The sequence below is a fragment of the Streptomyces sp. NPDC034049 genome, assembly GCF_055575575.1.
In genome coordinates this window covers 579069-601418 of sequence record NZ_JBVISJ010000003.1, presented here as the reverse complement: position 1 = coordinate 601418, position 22350 = coordinate 579069, and the positions used below count along the sequence as shown (strand labels likewise).

At 72.6% G+C, this 22350-nt stretch carries 15 protein-coding genes and 2 tRNA genes; 3 read left to right on the top strand and 14 right to left on the bottom strand.

What is annotated here, in order from left to right; all coding sequences use genetic code 11:
• Nucleotides 1-100: 100 nt before the first annotated feature.
• The 8 genes from ACZ52C_RS12315 to ACZ52C_RS12280 all read right to left on the bottom strand — a co-directional run bounded on the left by ACZ52C_RS12315 (nucleotide 101) and on the right by ACZ52C_RS12280 (nucleotide 8560).
• Nucleotides 101-2344 carry an ArnT family glycosyltransferase gene (locus ACZ52C_RS12315; RefSeq protein WP_469074633.1) on the bottom strand — a complete coding sequence of 748 codons (2244 nt, stop codon included), beginning with the start codon at nucleotides 2342-2344 and terminating at the stop codon, nucleotides 101-103.
• On the bottom strand, nucleotides 2341-3915 hold the full coding sequence (locus tag ACZ52C_RS12310; RefSeq protein WP_469074632.1) for a bifunctional glycosyltransferase family 2/GtrA family protein: 1575 nt from the start codon (nucleotides 3913-3915) through the stop codon (nucleotides 2341-2343). The genes ACZ52C_RS12315 and ACZ52C_RS12310 overlap by 4 nt, the downstream gene beginning before the upstream one ends.
• 40 nt (nucleotides 3916-3955) lie before the next feature.
• Nucleotides 3956-5671: a sensor histidine kinase gene (locus tag ACZ52C_RS12305; protein ID WP_469074631.1), complete on the bottom strand. Its 1716-nt coding sequence runs from the start codon at nucleotides 5669-5671 to the stop codon at nucleotides 3956-3958.
• On the bottom strand, nucleotides 5668-6408 hold the full coding sequence (locus ACZ52C_RS12300) for a response regulator transcription factor (RefSeq protein ID WP_469074630.1): 741 nt from the start codon (nucleotides 6406-6408) through the stop codon (nucleotides 5668-5670). Before ACZ52C_RS12300 ends, ACZ52C_RS12305 begins: the two co-directional genes overlap by 4 nt.
• A 372-nt stretch (nucleotides 6409-6780) precedes the next feature.
• A complete protein-coding gene (locus ACZ52C_RS12295; protein ID WP_469074629.1) occupies nucleotides 6781-7668 on the bottom strand; it encodes a DUF2797 domain-containing protein in 888 nt (295 codons plus the stop codon).
• A 149-nt stretch (nucleotides 7669-7817) separates the two neighbouring features.
• Nucleotides 7818-8039 (bottom strand): hypothetical protein, encoded by a 222-nt coding sequence (locus tag ACZ52C_RS12290; RefSeq protein ID WP_033526723.1) that lies wholly within the window; start codon nucleotides 8037-8039, stop codon nucleotides 7818-7820.
• A 157-nt stretch (nucleotides 8040-8196) separates the two neighbouring features.
• Nucleotides 8197-8269: transfer RNA gene (locus ACZ52C_RS12285), tRNA-Arg, on the bottom strand.
• A gap of 200 nt (nucleotides 8270-8469) precedes the next feature.
• Nucleotides 8470-8560 (bottom strand) — tRNA-Ser (locus ACZ52C_RS12280).
• Between the two features lie 211 nt (nucleotides 8561-8771).
• Here ACZ52C_RS12280 and ACZ52C_RS12275 point away from each other — a divergent pair.
• Entirely contained in the window at nucleotides 8772-9278 is a 507-nt protein-coding gene (locus tag ACZ52C_RS12275) for an SSI family serine proteinase inhibitor (RefSeq protein WP_469074628.1), read from the top strand.
• Nucleotides 9279-9577: 299 nt separating this feature from the next.
• Nucleotides 9578-14932 (top strand): PAS domain-containing protein, encoded by a 5355-nt coding sequence (locus ACZ52C_RS12270; RefSeq protein WP_469074627.1) that lies wholly within the window; start codon nucleotides 9578-9580, stop codon nucleotides 14930-14932.
• Between the two features lie 103 nt (nucleotides 14933-15035).
• Here ACZ52C_RS12270 and ACZ52C_RS12265 read toward each other — a convergent pair whose 3' ends face one another.
• The 6 genes from ACZ52C_RS12265 to ACZ52C_RS12240 form a co-directional block, all read right to left on the bottom strand.
• A complete protein-coding gene (locus tag ACZ52C_RS12265) occupies nucleotides 15036-16694 on the bottom strand; it encodes a long-chain fatty acid--CoA ligase (RefSeq protein WP_469074626.1) in 1659 nt (552 codons plus the stop codon).
• Between the two features lie 222 nt (nucleotides 16695-16916).
• Nucleotides 16917-17543 carry a SigE family RNA polymerase sigma factor gene (locus tag ACZ52C_RS12260; protein ID WP_469074625.1) on the bottom strand — a complete coding sequence of 209 codons (627 nt, stop codon included), beginning with the start codon at nucleotides 17541-17543 and terminating at the stop codon, nucleotides 16917-16919.
• A 227-nt stretch (nucleotides 17544-17770) separates the two neighbouring features.
• On the bottom strand, nucleotides 17771-18937 hold the full coding sequence (locus ACZ52C_RS12255) for a lipid-transfer protein (protein ID WP_469074624.1): 1167 nt from the start codon (nucleotides 18935-18937) through the stop codon (nucleotides 17771-17773).
• A complete protein-coding gene (locus tag ACZ52C_RS12250; RefSeq protein WP_469074623.1) occupies nucleotides 18934-19395 on the bottom strand; it encodes a MaoC/PaaZ C-terminal domain-containing protein in 462 nt (153 codons plus the stop codon). The genes ACZ52C_RS12255 and ACZ52C_RS12250 overlap by 4 nt, the downstream gene beginning before the upstream one ends.
• Nucleotides 19392-20345: a bifunctional MaoC family dehydratase N-terminal/OB-fold nucleic acid binding domain-containing protein gene (locus ACZ52C_RS12245; RefSeq protein WP_469074622.1), complete on the bottom strand. Its 954-nt coding sequence runs from the start codon at nucleotides 20343-20345 to the stop codon at nucleotides 19392-19394. Before ACZ52C_RS12245 ends, ACZ52C_RS12250 begins: the two co-directional genes overlap by 4 nt.
• 290 nt (nucleotides 20346-20635) lie before the next feature.
• A complete protein-coding gene (locus ACZ52C_RS12240) occupies nucleotides 20636-20941 on the bottom strand; it encodes a hypothetical protein (protein WP_319103350.1) in 306 nt (101 codons plus the stop codon).
• A 362-nt stretch (nucleotides 20942-21303) separates the two neighbouring features.
• Here ACZ52C_RS12240 and ACZ52C_RS12235 point away from each other — a divergent pair, with 362 nt between their 5' ends.
• On the top strand, nucleotides 21304-22218 hold the full coding sequence (locus ACZ52C_RS12235) for a bifunctional DNA primase/polymerase (protein ID WP_469074621.1): 915 nt from the start codon (nucleotides 21304-21306) through the stop codon (nucleotides 22216-22218).
• Nucleotides 22219-22350: the final 132 nt, after the last annotated feature.

Here is a 22350-nt window from a genome sequence, read left to right as displayed (position 1 = left end):
CGGCGGCACGCGGAAAGGGGCGACGGCGCGCGGAAAGGGGCGGTGGCCCGGGGGTTCGTCCGCCCCCGGGCCACCGCCCCGCTCGTCTCGCGGCCCTGGCCTACTTCGCCTGCGTCAGGTCGTAGAAGGTCGTGCCGTCGACCGTCACCGTCTCGAAGTTCTCCTGGACCCAGGAGCTGATCTGCGAGGAGGTGCCGTCACTGTTGCCGCCCCTGCCGCCGCCGGAACCGCCGGCGATGAAGTAGTGGATCTTGCCGTCCTCCACGTACTTCTTGAACTCCGCGAGGGTCGGGGACGGGTCGGTGCCGTTGAAGCCGCCGATCGCCATGACCGGCTCGCCGGTGGAGAGCTGGTAGCTCGCCGCGTTCTGGGCGCCGACGGCGGCGGCCGCCCAGGTGTAGTCACTCGCGTTCTTCTCCAGCAGTTCCTTGGCCTCGTCGCTGACGGAGGTGCCGCTGATCAGGCCGCCCATGCCGCCACCGCCGCCGCCCATGCGACCGCCGTCACCGTTCTGGGTCGTGCCGTTGCCCTGGCCCTGCGGCTGGTTCTGGCCACCGCCGAAGCCGCCGGTCGGGGGCTGCCCCATCTGGCCGTTGCCCTGCTGGTTCTGACCGTTGCCCTGCTGGTTCTGACCGTTGCCCTGCTGGTTGTTCCGCTGGTTGTTCTGGCCCGGCATGGCGCCACCGGGGCCGCCACCCATACCGCCGCGGCCGCCGGGGCCGCCGCCCATGCCACCGCGGGTCGACGGGCCGGCCGTCACGATCGAACCGGTGTGCCCCGCGTTGAGCGTGGTGAGGGTGTACGCCGTCGGGCCCGCCACCGCCGTGACGAGGCTCAGGCCGACGACCGCCAGGGCCAGTCGCCGCCCCAGCTTGGCCACGAAGACCAGGCCGAGCGCGGCGACCAGACCGCCGACGAGCACGACCCACTTCAGCCAGGGCAGGTAGTCGGAGGAGCGGTTGAGGAGGACGTATCCCCAGACGGCCGTGGCGGTCATCGCGGCGGCCAGCGTGATCGACGCCCAGTACTTGCCCCGCTGCTCCCAGAGCAGCGCCGCGCCCATGCCGATCAGCGGCGCGATGTACGGGGCGAGGGCCACGGTGTAGTACTCGTGGAAGATGCCCTGCATGAAGCTGAAGACCACCATGGTGATCAACAGCGAGCCGCCCCAGAGGAGGAAGGCCGCGCGGGTGGTGTCCATGCGCTTCAGCTTCCGCGTGGCCCAGAGCGCGGCGCCCAGCAGGATCAGCGCGGCCGGGATCAGCCAGGAGATCTGGCCGCCGATGGAGGAGCTGAACATCCGGTCCCAGCCGGTCTCGCCCCAGTTGCCGCCACCGCCGCCTCCTCCGCCACCGCCGACGCTGCCGGTCTCCTCGCCGTTCAGACGGCCGAGGCCGTTGTAGCCGAAGGTCAGCTCCAGGAAGGAGTTGTTCTGCGAGCCGCCGATGTACGGACGGGACGACGCGGGCCACAGCTCCACGATCGCGACCCACCAGCCGCCGGAGACGATCATCGCCAGCCCGGCGAGCAGTACCTGCCCGACCCGCTTCTTCACCGAGGCCGGTGCGAAGACGACGTACACGAGGGCGAGGACCGGCAGGATCAGGAACGCCTGGAGCGTCTTGACCAGGAAGGCGAGGCCGATGGCGACACCTGCCCAGACCAGCCACTTCGTCTGCGCCTTCTCCATGGCGCGGAGGGTGCAGTAGACCGCGGCGGCCATCAGCAGCGCGAGGGCCGCGTCCGGGTTGTTGAAGCGGAACATCAGCGCGGCCACGGGCGTGAGCGCGAACACCGCCATGGTGAGGAAGCCGGCCGTGGCGTCGAAGCGACGGCGTACGGCCGCCCACAGCACCCCGGCGGTGGCGACGGCCATCAGGACCTGCGGGAACAGGATCGCGAAGGAGTTGAGGCCGAGGACCCGCACCGACAGTGCCATCGGCCAGAGCGAGGCCGGTGGCTTGTCGACGGTGATGGCGTTGCCGGAGTCCAGCGAGCCGAAGAAGAAGGCCTTCCAGGACTGGCTGCCCGCCTGTACGGCCGCCGAGTAGAAGGAGTTGGCGTAGCCGGAGGCCGTGAGGTTCCAGGTGTAGAGGGCGCCGATGACGAGGAGGGCGAGGAGGAGGCCGGGGCGGACCCAGCGGTTGTCCTCGGGCCTGCCTCTCCACAGGCGCCGCGCGAAGGGCGGCCTGGGCTCGCCCGCGCCGGGCGCCGGGGGCTCGGCGGGTGCCCCCGGAACGGCCGGTTCCTGTACGGCGGTCGGGGTGGACGGCGGGTCCCCCTCGGGGCCGGGACTCCCCGGTCGGCTCGTCGTCTCGACGTTCGTCTCGAAGTGCGTGGTCATCGTGCGTTCCTCGAATCCTGATCGTGCGGGCGCACCGGCCGCATCCGCATGGTCGGCTCCCCCCAGGTGCGGTCCGCGGCTTCACCGGCGCGGAACGGGGTCGTGGTGTACGTCGGCTGGAACCGGTCCTGGTGGCCGTACGGCCCCGGCTGTCCCGGACGTACCGTCGCGGCGGTCGCGTGGACCGGCGAGGAGGTGCGATGCGGGGTGGGGTGGTGCGGGGTGGAGTGGTGCGGGGTGGAGTGGTGCGGGGTGGAGTGGTGTGCGGCAGCGGCGGTCGAGCCCTCGGTGGAGGAACCGTCGGTGAATGGGCCGTCGGCGAAGGAACCGTCGCGCCGGTCCGGGAACACCCAGGCCCGGAAGAGCAGGAACCGCAGCACCGTCGCCGCGAGGTTGGCCGCGACGAGGACCGCCAGTTCCGTGGAGTGCGCGGCGTCGGAGGTCGCCGCGTCCAGGGCGGCGAGCGAGCCGCTGGTGAGGGCCAGTCCGATGCCGAACACCACCAGGCCCTGCGCCTGGTGCTTGACGACACCGCTTCGGCCACGGACGCCGAAGGTCAGCCGCCGGTTGGCGGCCGTGTTGGCGACCGCCGAGACCAGCAGGGCGAGCGCGTTGGCGAGCTGCGCCCCCGAGAAGGCCCGGAAGCCGCTGTAGAGGAGCAGGTAGAACAGGGTGGAGAGGCCGCCCACCACACAGAAGCCGAGGAGCTGGCGGGCGAGGCCGCGCGGCACGTCCTGGATCTCACGGTCCCGGGGATCGTCGCCGAACGGCCGTGCGAGCCGGTCGAGCGCGAGGGACCCGGTGGCCAGCGCCTTGCCCACCCGCCAGACACCCCTGAGGTCGTCGGTGGCCGTCCTCACGATGTGGACGGTCGAGTCCGGGTCGTCGACCCAGTCCACCGGCACCTCGTGGATCCTCAGCCCGGCCCGCTCGGCGAGCACCAGCATCTCCGTGTCGAAGAACCATCCGGTGTCCTCGACCAGCGGCAGCAGCACCTGGGCGACGTCCCGGCGTATCGCCTTGAACCCGCACTGCGCGTCCGAGAACCGGGCCTGCAGCGAGCCGCGCAGGATCAGGTTGTACGCGCGGCTGATGAACTCCCGCTTGGTGCCGCGCACCACCCGCGAGGAGCGGGCGAGCCGGGAGCCGATCGCGAGGTCCGAGTGACCGGAGATCAGCGGGGCGACGAGCGGGAGCAGGGCGTTGAGGTCCGTCGACAGATCCACGTCCATGTAGGCGAGGACCGGCGCGTCGGACGCGGACCACACGGTCCGCAGCGCCCGCCCGCGGCCCTTCTGCTCCAGCCGGAAGGACGCCACCTCCGGCAGTTCCGCCGCCAGCCGTGCGGCCACCTGCGGGGTGGTGTCCGTCGACGCGTTGTCCGCGATCGTGATGCGGAACGCGTACGGGAACGTGCGCGCGAGGTGCTCACGCAGTCTGAGCACGCACGGCTGGAGGTCCTTCTCCTCGTTGTAGACGGGGATCACTACGTCCAGGACAGGCGTACCGGCGTTTCCGGCCGGGAGGTGCTCCCGCGCCGGCAGAGTGCCGGGAGAAGAGTCGGTTCGCATGACGACCACATTCGCGAGCCGCTCTGTCATGCCCGTGTGCTCACACTGTGGTGCGCCTGTGAGTCCGACTGCCGGGTGTCGCGCCGGTGACCAGGTCGTTCCCGCCGAACGCGTCATCGAACGCACCATCGTGCTCGCCGCTGTGCTCGCCGTCGTACCGGGCGTCGTCGAGCTCCCAGTTCGAGGCGTCGTCGAGCAGCGGCACGTCCCGGCCGAGGGCCGGCAGATGCACGGTGAACACGGTCCTGCCGGGCACGCTGTCGACGGTCACGGCACCGCCGTGCGCGTCGGCGACGGCCTGCACGATGGCGAGCCCGAGTCCGGTCGAGCCGGAGGCCCTGGACCGCGACGAGTCCCCTCGCGCGAACCGCTCGAACACGTGCGGCAGCAACTCCTCGGGGATGCCCTGCCCGTCGTCCTCGACGTCGACGCACATCCACGGTCCACGCCGCTGCACGCGTGCGGTGACGGTGGTGCCGGGCGGCGTGTGCGTCCGCGCGTTGGCGAGCAGGTTGACGAGCACCTGTTGCAGCCGGGCCGCGTCCGCCGACACGAGGGCGGGCATGTCCGGCAGGTCGAGCCGCCAGCTGTGGCTCCGCCCGGCGACCCGCGCGTCGCTGACGGTGTCCACGACGAGGGGGATGAGGTCGGTCTGTTCGAACTGCAGCGGCCGGCCGGCGTCGAGCCGCGCGAGCAGCAGCAGGTCCTCGACGAGCATGGTCATCCGCCCGGACTCGGACTCGATCCGGCCGAGCGCGTGCCGGGTGTCCGGCCCGATCTCCTCACGGCCGCGCCGGGTCAGCTCGGCGTAGCCGCGGATCGACGCGAGCGGCGTCCTCAGCTCATGACTGGCGTCGGCCACGAACTGCCGTACGCGCGTCTCGCTCTCCTGCCGCGAGTGCAGGGCGCCGTGGATGTGGTCGAGCATGCGGTTGAGCGCGGCGCCGACCTGTCCGACCTCGGTGTGCGGATCGGTCTCGGAGGCCGGGACACGTTCGTTGAGGGTGACTTCACCGGTGTGCAGGGGCAGTTCGGAGACCCGGGTCGCGGTGGCGGCCACCTTCCGCAGGGGCCGCAGGGCGACCCCGACGAGCACGGACCCGGCGATACCGGCGGCCACGAGCCCGGCGCCGGTGACGCTCAGCTCTACGGCGATGAGGGTGCTGAGGGTGTTGGTGACGGTCTCGGTGGGCAGGGCGACGTAGAAGTTGCCCTTGCTGCCCTCGACATAGGTCACCCGGTATTCGCCGAGGTCGGGGATGTCCACGGTGGAGATACCGGTCTTCGACACCGAGCCGAGGGCGGCCTCCTGCTCGGCGTCGAGAGCGACGGTGGTCATGCCCTGGAAGACGTCGCTGTCGGACGTCTTCTCCTTGGCGACCACGGCGTCGGTGACCCCGCCGTCCGTCCCCACCTGGGCGACGACGGTGTACTCCTCCGTGCCGCCCTTGGTGACGAACCCGAAGGGGCTGTCCGGCGGGAGGTCGTCACCACCGCGGCCCCCGGGGAACTTCCCGCCCGGCGGACCGGCGGCACGCTTGGCGACCTCTTCCACCTGGGTGTTCAACTGCGTGTTGAGGTGCTCTCGCAACGCGACCGTGGTCACCGTCCCGATGACCGCGCACACCACCGCGATCAACGCCACCGCGGAGACGACGAGCCGCGTACGCAGCGTGCGCGGCTGTCCTCGCCTCAGCCGCTCCGTCGGCCTCGGCCTCGGCCTCCGCTGCGTACGCGTCCGCCGTCGCCCGCTCATGAGGAGGCGGGCTTGATCAGATAGCCGGCCCCGCGCCGGGTGTGGATCATCGGCTCCCGCCCGGCGTCGATCTTGCGCCGCAGGTACGAGATGTAGAGCTCGACCACATTGGCCTGGCCGCCGAAGTCGTACGACCACACACGGTCGAGGATCTGCGCCTTGCTGAGCACGCGCCGCGGGTTCCGCATGAGGAAGCGCAGCAGTTCGAACTCGGTGGCGGTGAGGTGGATGTTCGCCCCGCCGCGCGACACCTCGTGGCTGTCCTCGTCGAGCATGAGGTCACCGACGACGAGGACGGAGTCGGAACGGCGGTCGGCGGCGCCGGAGCGGCGGATGAGCCCGCGCAGCCGGGCGACGACCTCTTCGAGGCTGAACGGCTTGGTGACGTAGTCGTCGCCACCGGCGGTGAGCCCGGCGATCCGGTCCTCGACCGCGTCCTTGGCGGTCAGGAAGAGCACCGGCACGTCCGGCAGATCGCGCCGCAGCCGGCCGAGGACGGCCAGGCCGTCCATGTCGGGCAGCATCATGTCGAGGACGACGGCGTCGGGCCGGAAGTCGCGGGCGGTCTGGAGGGCACCCGCGCCGTCCCCCGCGCTCCGGATCTGCCATCCCTCGTAGCGCAGGGCCATGGACAGCAGTTCGGTGATCGACAGCTCGTCGTCCACCACAAGCACTCGGACGGGGCTCCCGTCCGGCCTCAGCAGTTCGGTGCGCCCGTGGGGCGAGGTCGTGGTCATGCTGGACACCTTGTCGGCGTCCCCTGAGAACACCCTTTCCGGAACCTGTGATTTTTCTGAGAAACACACAGGCGCCTCTCAGGGAACCCCTGGGAAGATCCCCGACTTCTCGGACACCACCCCCGCCGACCAGCACGTTCCTTACCGTTTCCACGGCGTTCCCCAGGGGGCCTCACGGAGAGCCCACAGCCCCGCGACCACAGGAACGGACCATGCGCCCACCTGCCCTGACCCCACTTTTATGCAAGCGCCGTCATGATGCGCCCGCAGCTCCCCGACTCCCCGTTCTCCCCAGTTCCCCGACTCCCCGGAGAACGAGCGCCCGCCCCGCCCCACGCCCTGCGCTCCTGACGTGCCCCTCCGGCCCTCAGCTCAGAACAACCCGTCCTGCACGCTCGCATCCCCCCGGCTCCTCAACTCCCGTACGGGCAGGGTGAGGACGTCGCGGGGCTCCTCGCCGACGGGTGCGGTCAGCTCCCACCCGGTCATGAGCCGTGTGTCGAGGACGACGACGCCCCGCCCGGTGGCCAGATGCAGATCGGGTCCGGCGACGGCGAGGATCTCCCCGCCCACGGCCCCGCCCGCGACCAGCTGAGTCACCGCACCGTCGGCGGCCGGCAGCCCGTCCAGCTCGAACACCCGGAAGTGGTCGACGGCTTGGAAGGGAAGACGCTCCAACGATTCGGGCCACCCCGCGAGCCCCTGGGCCCGCGCATGCAGCTCCGCCAGCTCCCACACACGCTCTTCGACCGCGGGCAGACCGGCCCGCACGGCTCGCTTCTCGGCGTACGGGATCCGATCGGGCACCCCGAGCGCGGCCCGCAGCATCTCCTCCGACCGCCGTGCGGCCATCAGCGGCCCTCGCCCGAGCCATCCGAAGCAGACGGCCCCCTGCTCCAACAGCCGCGCCGGCCCCCGCTCGACAGCGGTGATCCCGACCTTCACCATGCCGGGCCCGAACCACGCGAGGTACACGTGATACGGCCGCGGGTCGTCGGCGATCGTGTCGGCGGCAACGGAATGCGCCCGGTCGAGCCGCGCACACTCCTCGCACCGGGCCCCGGTACTCCGCCCGGGCACCTCCGCCCGCACCGGACACGGGTTCCCGCGAGCGCCGACGCATGTCCGCCGGTCACTCACGACCCGGAAGGCCACCGTCTTCCCCCGCGGCAGCGGACTCCCCCGGCCGCCCGCCCACTCCAACGACGGCACCGCGCCCTCGCCCCAGCGCAGCCCCGTACATCTCCACACGCGTGCCATCCTCCACGACGTCAGAGGGCACCACTGACAGCGCGTCCACCCGCGGCCCGGAGTGCGGACCTGGGAACGCGAGGACTCGAACGGCGTGACGGGCCGGGCATGCGGGAGCCGAAGCCCCCTCGTCCCGGCCGTGCGCCGCGCGGTGGGTCCTAGAGCTTGCTCATCTTGCTGTACGGGCTGAGGATCCGCTGTCGCGCCGAACCGAAATCGACGAGCGCCGCGATTCCGTCCTCGATGCCGATCACCCGGCCGAGGCCGTACATGTCATGCGTGACCTGGTCGCCCACCGCGAAGTGCTTGGGAGGCGGGGCGACCGGGGCCTTGAAGGGACTGGTGGGCAGATAGCGCTTCGGTGCACCTGGCTTTGTCATTGCGACCAGTATGCGCCACGGTGCAAGACCCGAGACTGGCTCGATCGTCTTGATCTTCGTCGCCACAGTCACGGAAGTCGCCTCACACACGCCCCGCAGCCGCCGCACGCACGACAAAGCCCCCTCCGGGATGATCCGGAGGGGGCTTCGATCTATGTGCACTCGGCAGGATTCGAACCTGCAACCTTCTGATCCGTAGTCAGATGCTCTATCCGTTAAGCTACGAGTGCTTGTTCTGTTTTCCGTCGGTCCCGGTCCTTTCGGCCCGTTCGCGGCGACAGGAAGAACATTACATGACTGCCGTCGCCATGTGAAATCCGTTTACCGCACCCCTTGTGAGCTGGGAAAACAGCTCGTATGGGTGGTCTCGGAGCGAGGCTGGGAACGACGAAGCCCCGGTCCTGTGGACCGGGGCTTCGGTGATCAAGCGCGGAGGCGGAGGGATTTGAACCCTCGATGGGATTGAAGTCCCAAACCGCATTAGCAGTGCGGCGCCATAGACCGGACTAGGCGACGCCTCCAGCACAACCTCCCGCGCGAGCGCGAGTGGTGCGTGCAGATGATGACACAGCCGGGTGGGCTGTCACCAATCGCCTCCCACGGTACTAGGCGGAGAGGCCGCAGGGCAAAGCCGTGGGGCACGTCAGGCGTGGTGCGACGTGTCGCGGATCACGGCGCGCTCGGCGCGACGCGGCGCCGCAACCGCGGGGCGGGCGTGGCGTTAGTCAGGTCATGTCGCAGAGCCTTCCCCCCACCCGCCCCACCCCCGCCCCGGGCCGGCTGTTCCTCGGTGCCGTCGCCTCGTTCGCCGCGGTCGCCGCCGGCCCACTCGCGCCGGTGGCGCCGGAGGCGTACGCCGCCGAGCCGGTCACGCGCCCGTCGCTGCCCCTGCCCACCCTCGCCGCCGACCCCGGGGACCGGCTGACCGTCACCGTGCGCGAGGCCGGCGGCGGCGCGGACGGGACGTTCGAGCTGCGGTGCCATCCCGAAGGGGGCGACCACCCGGACGTACGGGAGGCGTGCGGGCGGCTCGATCGCCGGACGACCTGGGGGACGGATCCCTTCGCCCCGGTCCGGTCCGGCACCGTGTGCACGATGCAGTACGGCGGCCCGGCCACCGCCCATGTGACCGGCACCTGGGCCGGGCGCCGTGTCGACGCCCGCTTCGACCGCGGCGACGGCTGCGAGATCGCCCGCTGGGACGCCATGATCCCCCTGCTGCCGGAGCTCCGCGCGTAAAGAGGAGGGGGCGAAACCGGCCACCCGCCGAGCGGCGCGGACGCTCCCCTCCTTGCCCCGCGCACAGCCCGTACATATGTGCCTCCGTCAAGGTCCTCCGGCAAAACACACGGTCACGGCATCCCCGTCCGCGCGGTCACCGCATCTCCGTATGTTCGGTGTGCGACCTCCCTCTCATCCGGCGTCGCGAGCGCAACCTCTGCCCGTAGACTCCCTCGCGTGACACGTTGCGGGCCGGTTGGCAAGATGGCCATGGGCCCAGCGGTCGGCAAGGTGCGGTAACAGGGAGGAAGCGTCTCGTGAGCAGCAGGCCATCCCGAGGCGCTGCTCGCCTCGCAGCCATACTGGACGCGCTGCCCGATGCGTTGGTGCTGGTCAACGCCAATGGGACCGTCGTCAACGCCAACACGATCGCCCTGGAGGCCTTCGAGGCACCCGGCACCGCCCTGGTCGGACGCGGGCTGCTGGACCTCCTTCCCGAGTTCGACTCCCGGCTCATCCCGGGCTCCATGCGGCGGCCCGACACCATGGACCCGACGGGGCGGACCAAGCCGACCCGGATGACCGCCCGCCGGACCGACGGGAGCGAGTTCCCGGTCGAGGTCACAAGCGCGAATCTGGAGAACGGCCAGCAGGCGTACGACGGTTACGGCTACACCAACGACGAGCTGCTCATGCTGGTCGTACGGGATCTTTCGGGCACCGTCGACACCGAGGCCGAACTCGCGCGTTCGCAACGGCAGACCGAGATGATCCTGCGGGCCGCCTCCGAGGGTGTCGTCGGGACCGACACCGACGGGCGGATCGTCCTCGTCAATCCGGCCGCCGCTCAGATACTGGGGTACCGGGCCAGTGACCTCGGCGGACGTGAGCTGCACACGCTCGTGCTGCACTCCCGCGAGGACGGCGCCCCCTTCCCGTACACCGAGTCCCCGCTCGCGGACACCCTGAAGTCCGGGCGCAAGCACCGGGTGCGCGGGCAGGTGCTGTGGTCGAAGAACGGCGAGAAGGTGTCGGTCGACCTGACGACCGCGCCGGTGCGCGACGGGGATCAGCTCGTCGGCGCCGTGATGACGTTCACCGACCGGCGGCCGTACGACAAGCTCGCCGAGGAGAAGGACGCCGAGGCCGAGACCCACGCCGAGGAGCTGGAGCGGCTCGCCAAGGAGCACGCCGAGGAACTCGCGGGGGTGCGCGAGGAGCACGCCGCCGAGCTGGCCGAGCTCAGCGAGCAGCACGCCGAGGAACTCGCCGCCGGGGACGAGCGGTACGCGGCGCTCGGGGAGCGCGAGAAGGACCGCTACGAGGCGCTGGCCGCGCGGCACGAGCAACTGCTCGCCGTGCTGGGCACGTCCCTGCGCGGCCCGCTCGACCAGCTCCGCAGTGAGCTGGGCACCCTCGCCGCCGACGACGCCGGGCAGCTGTGGCCCGAGGCGAACCAGGTGCTGCACCACCTGACCGCCGGGTACTCGCGGATCACGACGCTCATCGACAACGTGCTCGGCTACCAGCGGATCGACGCGGGCGAGGACGAACTCGTACGGACGGCCGTGATGCTCGACGCGGTCGTCGCGGCCGGTGTCGACGGGGCCGTAGAGCTGGTCGGGCCCGGGCGGGTGCAGTTCGCCGTGCACGCGCCGCCCATCGAGGCCGAGGTGGACCAGACGCGGCTCGCGACCGCCCTCGCGCATCTCGTCGCCGATGTCGCCGGTGTCGACGCGACGGGCAACGCGCCCATGTCCACCGGCGGCTACATGGACAACACCGTCGTCGTGGCGGCCGCGCAGCGCGGTGAGGTCGTGCGTATCGAGGTGCGCGGGCCGTACGCCGGGGGAGACCCGGTGCACCAGCCGATCGTCCAGGGGATCGTGCGGGCGCACGGCGGTGTGCTCCAGACGGTCGAGGTGCCCGGGATGAGCGGCAGCGCGTATGTGCTGGAGGTACCGCTCGGCGGTGGTGCCGGTGCCGTGCCCGCCCCACAGCTGCCCGTGGCGATGGGCGTCGAGGCCGATCCCGGGGCCGTGGCCACCGGCGCCGAGGTCGCCCTGCCCGAGCAGGCCCCCGTCGGTGGGGGGCGGCGTCGGGCGCGACGTTCGTCGGTGGACGCGTTCCTGGAGAGCGAGGACGCTCCGGAGGGCCGGGAGGCCGAGGCCCCCGTCGCCCCGACCGGGCGGCGAAGGCGCCGGGCGGAGGACGCGGCCGGTACGCCGGGTGCGTCCGTCGCCGTCGTCGGTTCCGTTGAGGGCGCCGAGGCCGACGGTTCCGGGGGCACCGGGCGGCGGCGTGGGCGTGCCGCCGCTGCCGAAGAGGCCGGTGAGGCCGTGGCCGCCGAGGGTGCCGTCGTCACGGCGGCCGAGCACGCGGCGGGTGCCGCTGCCGCCGCCACCGGGCTGGGCGGGACCGTGCCGCCGCAGGGTGTGCCCGCGCCCGGCGGACGGCGCGCGCGCCGGGAGCCGGCCGCACAGAACGCGTTGCCGCCCGCCCTGCCCGCGGGGCCGGCCCCGGCTGCCGAAGCGAACGCCGACGCCGACGCCCCCGGCGAGGCGGGCGGCGCCCAGCAGCCCACCGGCCGCCGTCGTCGCGCCCTCGGAGGCGGCGAGGAGCCCGCCACCGCGCCCGAGCCGGGTGCGCGGGCCGTCTTCGCCCTGCCCCCGGCCGAGGCCGACCGGGGCCCCGAGTACGCGGAGGCCACCGGCCTCGGCCCGGTCCCGCTGCCGGCGGCGCCGGGCGCCCCCGGCACACCCATGCCGATGCCCCTGCCCGCCGGGACGACCGGCACCGCCGGGCCCGCGCAGGCCGGGGAGGGGTACGACGGTGAGGGCGCCCAGGGTGTCGCCGCCGCGGCGGCCGGGGTTCCCGGGGTCGGCGGGCCGGTGCCCGGAGGAGGGCAAGTTCCTGTGGCCGGGCAGGCGCCCGGCGTGGGGCAGGCCCCCGTGGGAGGGCAGGTGCCCGTCGGTGGGCCCGTGCCGCCCGGGGGAGTCGTGCCCGCCGGAGGGCCGACGCCCGTCGCCGGTGTCGGGCAGCAGTTCACCGGAGTGGGACAGCAGCTTCCCCAGAACGGTCCGGGGGCGCCGGGTGGCGTCGCCGGGCCGGGCTCGGGGCAGGGGGCCGACGCGGGGCAGCCGGCCGGTGCCGGTCAGGCCGCCGCAGCCGGGCAGGTACCCGGCGGTGGCCAAGTGGCCGCCGCAGGGCCGGTGTCGGGTGCCCCCGCCGGCGCCGCCGACGACGGTCGCCATGACGCCGCGCTCCACGACCCGGGCGACGACCACACCCCGCCTCAGCCGCACCCGGTGCCCACGCCGACGGGCCGGCGCCGTGCGGTACGGCAGTCCGCCCCTCAGCAGGGCGAGAGCGCGGGCGCGATGGCGCCCGGGCAGCAGGCGCCGGCCCAGGGCGCCGGCGCTCAGGGCGTCCCCCCGCAGGGAGGACCCGGCCAGCCGGTCCCGGCGCAGGGCGCTCCGATGGCCCTCGCGCAGCCCGTTGCCGCCCAGGGGATCCCGGGCGGCCCGCAGGCCGTGCCCGCGCAGGGTGTCCCCGGCGGACCCCAGCCGGTGCCCGCCCAGGCCGTCGGGCCGACTCCCGGTCAGCCCGTCCCGGCGGGGCTCGCGGCCGCGCAGTCCGCCGCTCCGCAAGGGGTTCCGGGGGGCGCGCCCGCTCAGGCGGTCACCGGTCAGGCCCTTCCCGGACAAGCCCTTCCGGGACAGGCGGTCGCCGGACAGCCGGTCCCCGGACAGCCTCTTGAGGCTGTCGCGGCGCAGGGCGCGGTCGCTGCCGCCCCGAACGCCCCGGGGCAGCCCGTCGTCGGACAGCCCGGTGCCGTCCAAGGAGTCGTACCGCCGCAGGGCGCACCCGGTGGCCGACAGCAGGTGACCGCACAGGCCGGAGCCCTCGGGCACTCGGTCGTCGTACCGGGGGCGCAGGGTGTACCGGGGCTCCAGGTCGTCCCGGGGGCGCAGGGCGCGCAGCCGGTGCAGGGCGTCGCGCAGCCCGTGCCCGCGGCCGGGGTGCCCGCGACAGGGATGCCCGGCGTCCAGCAGCCCGCTCCCGCACAGGTCGCCGCCCCCGGAGCGGCCCAGCCGCAGCAGCCCCAGTCGTGGCCCGACCCCCGCCATGCGACCTCCGGCGCCGGTATCCCCGTAGCCGCTCCTCGGACGGCGCTGCCTCCGCAGTCCACCCCGTCCTCGGGCACCCCGCTGCCGCCGGAGGTCGCGGTCCAGCAGCAGCCGCGCGCCGCACAGCCGTTGCCGGCCGAAGCCGCAGCCCCGGCCCCGGCCCCGGCCCCGGCCCAAGCTCAGGCCACGCCGACGCCCTCCGCCCCCGCACCCGCACCCGCACCCGTCGACCCCAACTCCACCCAGGGCCGGTCGATCAGCGTGCGGACGCTCGGCCAGGGGGTCCCCTTCTCCCGCCAGGGCGGCCCTCAGGCCCAAGTCCAGGCACAGGCCCAAGCCCAGGCACAGGCACAGGCGCAGCCCCAGGCCGGGTCCACGCCGGCCCCGAACCAGCCCGGTGGCTCCGGCAGGCGCCGCAAGCTGGGGACACCGCCGCAGCCGACCGGTGACCGTCCCGAGACGGCCGCCCGCCCCCACCCGCAGTCCACGCCGACCAACGGCACGGGCCTTCGCCTCGGTGCCGGCCAGACCCCACCGCCCGCCCAGCCCCAGCGGGCGGCCGCGCAGGTGTCGCAGCCCTCGATGACCGGGCAGGTCCCGCTGCCCGCGCAGCCCTCGCTCGCGGGCCAGGTCCCGCTGCCGCCGCAGCCGTCGCTCGCCGGGCAGTCCCGGCTCACGGGCCGTACGGAGGGTGCCGGGCGGTCGTACGCCATAGGGGCGCCCGACGAGAACGCGGACGAAGGTCCCGAGCCGCTCGACGGGCCCGGCGGCGCGGTGGAGGTCCCCGATCGGCCGCATCCGCAGCCGATGGACGACGAGTTGCCGCCGGAGCCGCTCGACAACCCGCGCCGGCTGCTGGTGTGGCCCGCGCCGGACGTGACGACCCACCAGGCGTTGAGCGAGCGCGGCTACCGGCCCGTCATCGTGAACTCCCGCGAGGACGTGGACGCCCAGATCGCCGCGTACCCGGCCGCCCTCTTCGTCGACCCGCTGACCGGCCCCATCACCCGCACGGCACTGCAGTCGCTGCGCCAGGCCGCCGTGGCCGCCGAGGTGCCCGTCCTCGTCACGGCGGGACTCGGTCAGGCGACGCGCGAGGCGGCGTACGGGGCCGACCCGGCGATCCTGTTGAAGGCACTCGCCCCGCGCGACTCCGAGCAGCACCCGCCGCGTGTCCTGCTCATCGAGGAGCACGCGGAGATCTCGCTCGCCCTGACCGCGACGCTGGAACGGCGTGGCATGCAGGTCGCGCGGGCGGCGTCGGACGCGGACGCGGTCACCCTGGCCGCGCAGATGCGGCCCAACCTCGTGGTGATGGACCTGCTCCAGGTGCACCGCCGCCAGGCCGGGATCATCGACTGGCTGCGGGCGAACGGCCAGTTGAACCGCACCCCGCTCGTCGTCTACACCGCCGCCGTCGACCAGTCCGAACTCCCGCGCCTGGCCTCGGGCGAGACGGTCCTCTTCCTCGCGGAACGCTCGACGAGCACCGAGGTCCAGACCCGGATCGTGGACCTGCTGGCACGAGTCGGCACCAACTGAGCCGCGTCACACACACCGGCGGCTCGGCGGCGGTTCCGCGGACAGCAACAGGTGGGGCGGTGTTTCACGTGAAACACCGCCCCACCTGCCGTCCATACGCCTGCTAGATCTGCGTCACGTCCAACGCGCCCTCCGCGTACTGCCGTCGCAGCACCTTCTTGTCGAACTTGCCCACGCTTGTCTTCGGAACCGACTCGATGATCGTCCAGCGCTCGGGAAGCTGCCACTTGGCGATGTGGCCCTCGTCGGCGAGGAAGGAGCGCAGAGTGGCGAAGTCGGCGGTGGAGCCCTCCTTCAGCACGACCGTGGCGAGGGGACGCTCGCCCCACTTCTCGTCCGGCACGGCGACGACGGCGGCCTCGGCGACGTCCGGGTGGGCCATGAGCGCGTTCTCCAGCTCGACGGAGGAGATCCACTCGCCGCCGGACTTGATGACGTCCTTGGCGCGGTCGGTGAGGGTGAGGAAGCCGTCGGGGCTGATCGTGCCGACGTCGCCCGTCTTCAGCCAGCCGTCCTCGCTGAACTTGTCGTCGGGCCGGATGGGTTCGGCACCCTGGCCGCCGAAATAGGCACCCGCGATCCAGGGCCCCCGGACCTCCAGCTCACCGGCGGACTCGCCGTCCCAGGGGAGGCGTTCGCCGCCGGGGCCGGTGAGGCGGGCCTCGACGGAGGCGGGGAAGCGGCCCTGGGTGAGCCGGTAGGCGAGCTCCTCCTCCGACCCGGGCTCGACCTGGGCCGGCGGCCGGGCGATCGTGCCGAGCGGGGAGGTCTCCGTCATGCCCCAGGCGTGGCAGACGCGCATCCCCAGCTTGTCGAAGGCCTCCATGAGGGCGGGCGGGCAGGCCGAGCCGCCGATGGTGACCTGGTTGAGCGAGGAGACCTCGCGCGGGCGGGCGGTCAGCTCAGCGAGCAGGCCCTGCCAGATGGTGGGGACGGCGGCTGCGTGCGTCGGCTTCAGCGTCTCGATCATCTCGGCGAGCGGGCCGGGCTGCAGAAAGCGGTCGGGCATCAGCATGTTGACGCCGGTCATGAAGGTCGCGTGCGGCAGACCCCAGGCGTTGACGTGGAACTGCGGGACGACGACGAGCGAGAGGTCCGCGTCCGTCAGGCCCATGGACTGGGCCATGTTGACCTGCATGGAGTGCAGGTAGATCGAGCGGTGGGAGTAGACGACGCCCTTGGGGTCACCGGTGGTGCCGGAGGTGTAACACATGGCCGCGGCGGTGCGTTCGTCCAGCTCGGGCCAGTCGTAGGTGGTCGGCTCGCCGGCGATCAGGTCCTCGTACTCGTGCACCTGGACGCTCGCTCCGGCGAGCAGCGAGCGGTCGCCGGGCCCGGCCACGACGACGTGCTCCACCGGCTTGAGGTGCGGCAGGAGCGGTGCGAGGAGGGGCAGCAGCGAACCGTTGGCGATGATCACGCGGTCGGCGGCATGGTGCACGATCCAGGCGAGCTGCTCGGGGGGCAGGCGCAGGTTGAGGGTGTGCAGGACGGCGCCCATGGAGGGGATCGCGAAGTACGCCTCGACGTGTTCCGCGTTGTTCCACATGAGCGTGGCGACCCGCTCGTCGCCGTCGACGCCGAGGTCCTCGCGCAGGGCGTGGGCCAGCTGCGCGGCGCGGGCGCCGATCTCGGCGTAGGAGCGGCGGTCGAGCTCGCCCTCGCCGGTCCAGGTGATCACCTGCGACGTCCCGTGGATGCTCGACCCGTGGGTCAGGATCCTGGAGATCAACAGCGGTACGTCCTGCATGGTGCTCAGCACGGCGTCCTCCCGGGGCGGCTCTGCCTACGCGGTGGTAACGGTTGCGCTGATTCTGCTCACATACCGCTCGGTATGTCACTAGCTGCCTGGATGATCGATCAGAGAGAGCCGTCCCGGGCGAGCCGCACGACAGGCCAACGAACGTGCCGGCGCACGGGTTCCAGGCAAGAGGATGGCTTCCGCGTCAGCGCACAGGTTCCGTGCCGGCGCACGGGTTCCGCGTCAGCGCACGGGTTCCAGCTCGGGGTCCTCGCGGAGTTTGCCCAGCGCGCGCGAGACCGCCGACTTCACCGTGCCGACCGAGACGCCGAGCACCTCGGCCGTCTGGACCTCGCTCAGGTCCTCGTAGTACCTGAGGACGACCATCGCCCGCTGCCGCGCCGGCAGCTTCATGATCGCCCGCCACATCGCGTCGTGCAGCGCCTGCTGCTCGGCCGGGTCGGCGGCCTGGGCCCCCTCATGCTCCGGCAGCTCGTCGCACGCGAACTCGTCCACCTTGCGCTTGCGCCACTGGGACGTCCGGGTGTTCAGCAGCGCCCGGCGGACATAGCCGTCGAGGGCCCGGTGGTCCTCGATGCGCTCCCAGGCGACATACGTCTTGGCCAGCGCGGTCTGCAACAGGTCCTCGGCGTCGCACGGGTTCGCGGTCAGCGACCGGGCGGTCCGCAGCAGCACCGGCTGGCGGGCCTTCACGTACGCCGAGAACGACGGGTACGACAGGTCCGTCAGACCCGACCGGGCCGGCCGGGCAGTGTGTGAACGGGCCGAGTGCGAACGGGCCTGGGTCGACAGGGTCCGCGGCACTGGAGCAGCGGCCTGCGAAGCGCTGGTGCAGACGGGTGTGGTCATGGCTCCACGCTAGGAGCGGGCCCCGCCCGGCGGATCGGCCGCAGGTCCCGAAGACGAATCCCCCTCAGGTTGTAGGAGTGGGGCAGACCCCACCTACTGAAGGTGGATGAACAGCCCCCAGGTACTGAGGGTGTACCCCTGAGAACCACCTGCCCACGGCGTACGGCGGCTGTCCCACCGGACTCCAGGGTGCCCGAAGACTCCCTCAGCCGCCCCCTCCGCAACCCTCACCCGTCCGTTCCCAGCACCAACCCCGAGGTGGGCACCCCCGTCCCCGCGGTGACCAGTACCCGCTCGGCACCGGCGACCTGGTTCACGGAGCTGCCCCGCAGCTGTCGTACGGCCTCGGCGATGCCGTTCATCCCGTGCAGATACGCCTCGCCGAGCTGCCCGCCATGGGTGTTGAGCGGCAGCCGGTCCTCGGCGACGAAGTCCGCCGCCTCCCCCGGCCCGCAGAACCCGAACTCCTCCAGCTGCATCAGCACGAACGGCGTGAAGTGGTCGTAGAGGATGCCCACGTCGATGTCGTCGGGGCCCAGCCCCGAGGTCCGCCGCAGTTGCCGCGCGACGACGCCCATCTCCGGCAGCCCGGTGAGATCGCTGTCGTAGAAACCGGTCATCTGCTGCTGCGCCCGGCCCGCGCCCTGGGCGGCGGCCACGACCACGGCGGGCGGCTTCGGCAGATCACGCGCGCGCTCCACCGAGGTCACGACGAGCGCCTGGCCGCCGTCCGTCTCCTGGCAGCAGTCCAACAGGCGCAGCGGCTCGGCGATCCAGCGCGAGGCCGCGTGGTCGTCGAGGGTGATGGGGCGGCCGTGGAAGTACGCCGCCGGGTTGGTCGCCGCGTGCCGGCGGTCGACCACGGCCACGTGCCCGAACGCCTCCGGGGTCAGCCCGTAGGCGTACAGATAGCGCTGTGCCGCCATCGCGACCCACGAGGCGGGCGTGAGCAGCCCGAACGGCAGCGTCCAGCCCAGGGCCACGCCCTCCGCCGACGGCTCCCGGTGCCGTACCCCTGACCCGAACCGCCGCCCCGAGCGCTCGTTGAAGGCCCGGTAGCAGACCACGACCTCCGCCACGCCCGTCGCGACCGCGAGCGCCGCCTGCTGCACGGTCGCGCACGCGGCACCGCCGCCGTAGTGGACGCGGGAGAAGAAGGACAGCTCGCCGATGCCGGCCGCCTGCGCGACCGTGATCTCCGGGCTCGTGTCCATCGTGAACGTCACCATGCCGTCCACGTCGGCCGGTGCCAGGCCCGCGTCGTCCAGCGCCGCGCGCACCGCCTCCACGGCGAGCCGCAGTTCGCTGCGCCCCGAGTCCTTGGAGAAGTCGGTCGCCCCGATGCCGACGATCGCGGCCCGCCCGCCGAGCCCGTCCTTGGCCCGTACGCTCACGCCGCCTCCCCCAGGGTCAGGGTCACCGTGCCGGTGACGTGCCGCCCGACGCCGTTGTCGCCGGTCACCCTGACCGTGACGGTCGTGCCGTCGGTCGCCTCGACGGTGCCGGTCAACACCATCGTGTCGCCGGGGTAGTTGGGTGCGCCGAGCCGGATCGCCACCTTGCGCAGCACGGCGGCCGGTCCGAAGTGGTCGGTGACGTACCGCCCCACCAGCCCGTTCGTCGTCAGGATGTTCATGAACACATCGGGCGAGCCGCGCCGCCGCGCCAGCTCCGGGTCGTGGTGCACGTCCTGGTAGTCGCGCGAGGCGATCGCCCCCGCGACGACGAGCGTGCGGGTGATCTCGATCTCCCACGGCGGAAGCACGTCCCCGGCGCCGACGCTCGTGCCGCCCCCGGCACCGCCCCTTCCTCGACCCCCCACGTCGGCACCGCCCGCGCCTCCAACCCTCATGCCGACACCACGCCCTCCTCGGTCGCGCGGAACACCGGAAGCTCCAACTCCTCGTCGCAGCGCTGGAACTCGAGCCGTACGGGCATCCCGATCCGCACCTTGTCGCACGGCACCCCGACGACGTTGCTGACCATCCGCACCCCCTCCACCAGCTCGATCAGCCCGACGGCGTACGGCGGGTCGAAGGCCGGGAAGGGCGGGTGGTGCATGACGACGTACGAGTACACGACCCCCTCGCCGCTCGCCTCGACCGTGTCCCACGCGGCCGAACCGCACGCGTTGCAGCCGGGCAACCAGGGGAGCCGGAGCGTGGCGCAGTCGGCGCAGCGCTGGATGAGCAGCCGGTGCCGTGAGATCGCCTCCCAGAAACCGGAGTTGTCGCGGTTGACGACGGGGCGGGGGCGGCGGGGCCGCTCCTGGGGCGAGGACGTCGTGGAGGGCGGCGTGCCGGGCGAGGGAGCTTCGGGGGCGTGGGCCGGCGCGTACTTGAGGATCCGGAAGCGATGGGTGCCCACGAGTTCGCCGCCCACCCGGACATCCATCCGGGTCGTGACGAAGTGCCCGGTGCCGAGCCGGGTGGTCTTCCGCTCCGACACCGACTCGATGACCGAGTCGAAGGTGATCTCGTCCCCCGGCCGCAACGCCCGCAGGTACTCCTGCTCGCAGTCCGTGGCGACGACGGATGTGCATCCGGCGCCGTCGAGCAGCGCGAGGAGGTCGTCGTACGCCGACGAGCGCGTCCCGTGGCCGCTCAGTCCGCCCATCGTCCACACCTGGAGCATGGTCGGCGGCGCGACGGCGTCCGGTCCGGTGTACGCGGGGTTGGTGTCCCCCATGGCCTCGCACCAGTGCCGGATCATGGGCGAGTTGACGGGATCCTTGCCACGGCCGCCGAGGACGGCCGGGCGCCCCTCGTAGGCCTTGAGCTGTACGGACAGGTCCTCGACCATCGTGGCGCAGCCCCCTCCGACATATCTGACTGTCCGTCAGATTGAGGGCGCGCCCGCACCACTGTCAAGGTCGCCGCAGCACCGTGCGCGGACGCCACGGGCACCCCACGCGAGCGCCCGCGCCGCACACCGGCGAAAACGCCTGCGCGGCGGCGCCGAAGCACCGCCGCACAGGCGCGTCACACCCCACGAACATGTCCCACACGTCCTACGTCGTCCGAGGGCGATGGCCTCGGGGCCGGGGCGACCTCATCCATCCACCCCGGGCCCGACCGCCGCCCTCGCCCGGCTCACCAGAGGTTGGTGAAGCTGACGACCGCGTTGTCCTGGTCGATGGCCGTGAAGCCGGAGCCGTTGACCTGGGCGGTGTTGTTCTGGTTCGAGGCGCCCGAGCCGTTCGCCTGCTGCTGCGAGGTCGACGAGTTGCCGCTGTTGTCGTGACCGACACCGCTGCCGACGATGTTCGCCACGCCGGCGTTCGATCCGTCGTTCGCGAAGGAGCCGTTGTCGGCCGTCGCGACGCCGGTGAACAGGGCGGCGGCGAGCGGAAGCGCCGAGACGGCGGCGAGAACGCGGGCGGTACGGATGCTTGCCATGTGCATTTCCTCCAGGGCCTTTCACACAAGTACGGGTTGCCCCCAGGCAGTTGGCCGACCGCCTCGGTGCGTGCCTTCGGGTCTTCGACGTCGCGAACCAAGAGTTGCCCACCGAATCCCCGGCGAACCACCCCGGAAGCCCCCATTCCCCCTGAAGCGTGATGACAAGTCGATAAACCCCCTTGGATCAAGGAACTCCCAGTTCAGACGGGTCGCGCCTGACGGAGGAGCGCAAGATCAAGGGAGGCAAGGGAGGAAGCGTTCCGGCACATGTCCGGCCCACCCGCGAACAGACCTCCGACGGCCGAAAGCACACCCTGAACACCCTTCCCTTTATCGAACACTCGTACGAACATGGAGGTATGGCCACCACGGACCGGCAGGCCAGCACCCTGGCCCTGGCACACGCGCTCTCCGCCGCCGAACGCGGACTGGCGGTGATCCCCCTGTCCCGCACCAAGCTCCCGGCCCTACGCTCCCCCCACCGACCACCCCACTCCCCATCCCCACCCCCCTCCCCGCCCCCTCCTCCGTGCCATGGGGAGTGCGGGCGCTTCGGGCACGGTGTGTACGACGCCTCCACCGACCCCCGGCGCATCCGCGAACTCTTCGCCGCGGCCCCCTGGGCCACCGGCTACGGCATCGCCTGCGGTGTCCGTCCCCACCATCTGATCGGCGTCGACCTCGACACGAAATCCGGTACGGACTCCTCGGCGGCCCTGCGCGAACTGGCCCTGCGCCACCTCTTCACGATCCCCGAGACGGTCGTCGTGCTGACGCCCAGCGGCGGCCGCCACCTCTGGCTGACCGGCCCACCCGACGTCGCCGTCCCCAACTCCGCGAGCCGCCTCGCCCCCGGCATCGACATCCGCGCCGCCGGCGGCTACCTCGTGGGCCCCGGCTCCCGCACCGACCACGGCGTCTACACCGCGGCCCCCGGCACATCCCACCTCCACCCGGCCCCCTGTCCACCGGCCCTGCTCCGCCTCCTGCTGCCACCACCGCGCACGGGCCCCTCGCGTACGCCGGGCGGCGCGTCTCATACGCCGGGCGGCGCCCAGGGCAGCGGCCACGGCCTCGTCCACTTCGTCCTGACCGCGCAGGAGGGGCAGCGCAACACCCGCCTCTTCTGGGCGGCTTGCCGCGCCTACGAGAACGGCCTCGGCCCCGCACTCACGAACGCCCTGATCGAGGCCGCCGTACGCACGGGGCTCCCGGAGCGTGAGGCGAGGTCGACGATCGCGTCGGCGGCGCGGATGTCGAGAGGTGGTGGGTGACGGGGCGGCGTGCCCACCGGCCCCGCCCCGGCGCGCCGATGCGCGCGTTTCGGGCCGCCGGGGGTTGGAAGAACTGAAGTGCCGCGGTCCGGTGTGGCCCGGCCCGTGTGAGGAACAGCCGCTCCGGAGGCA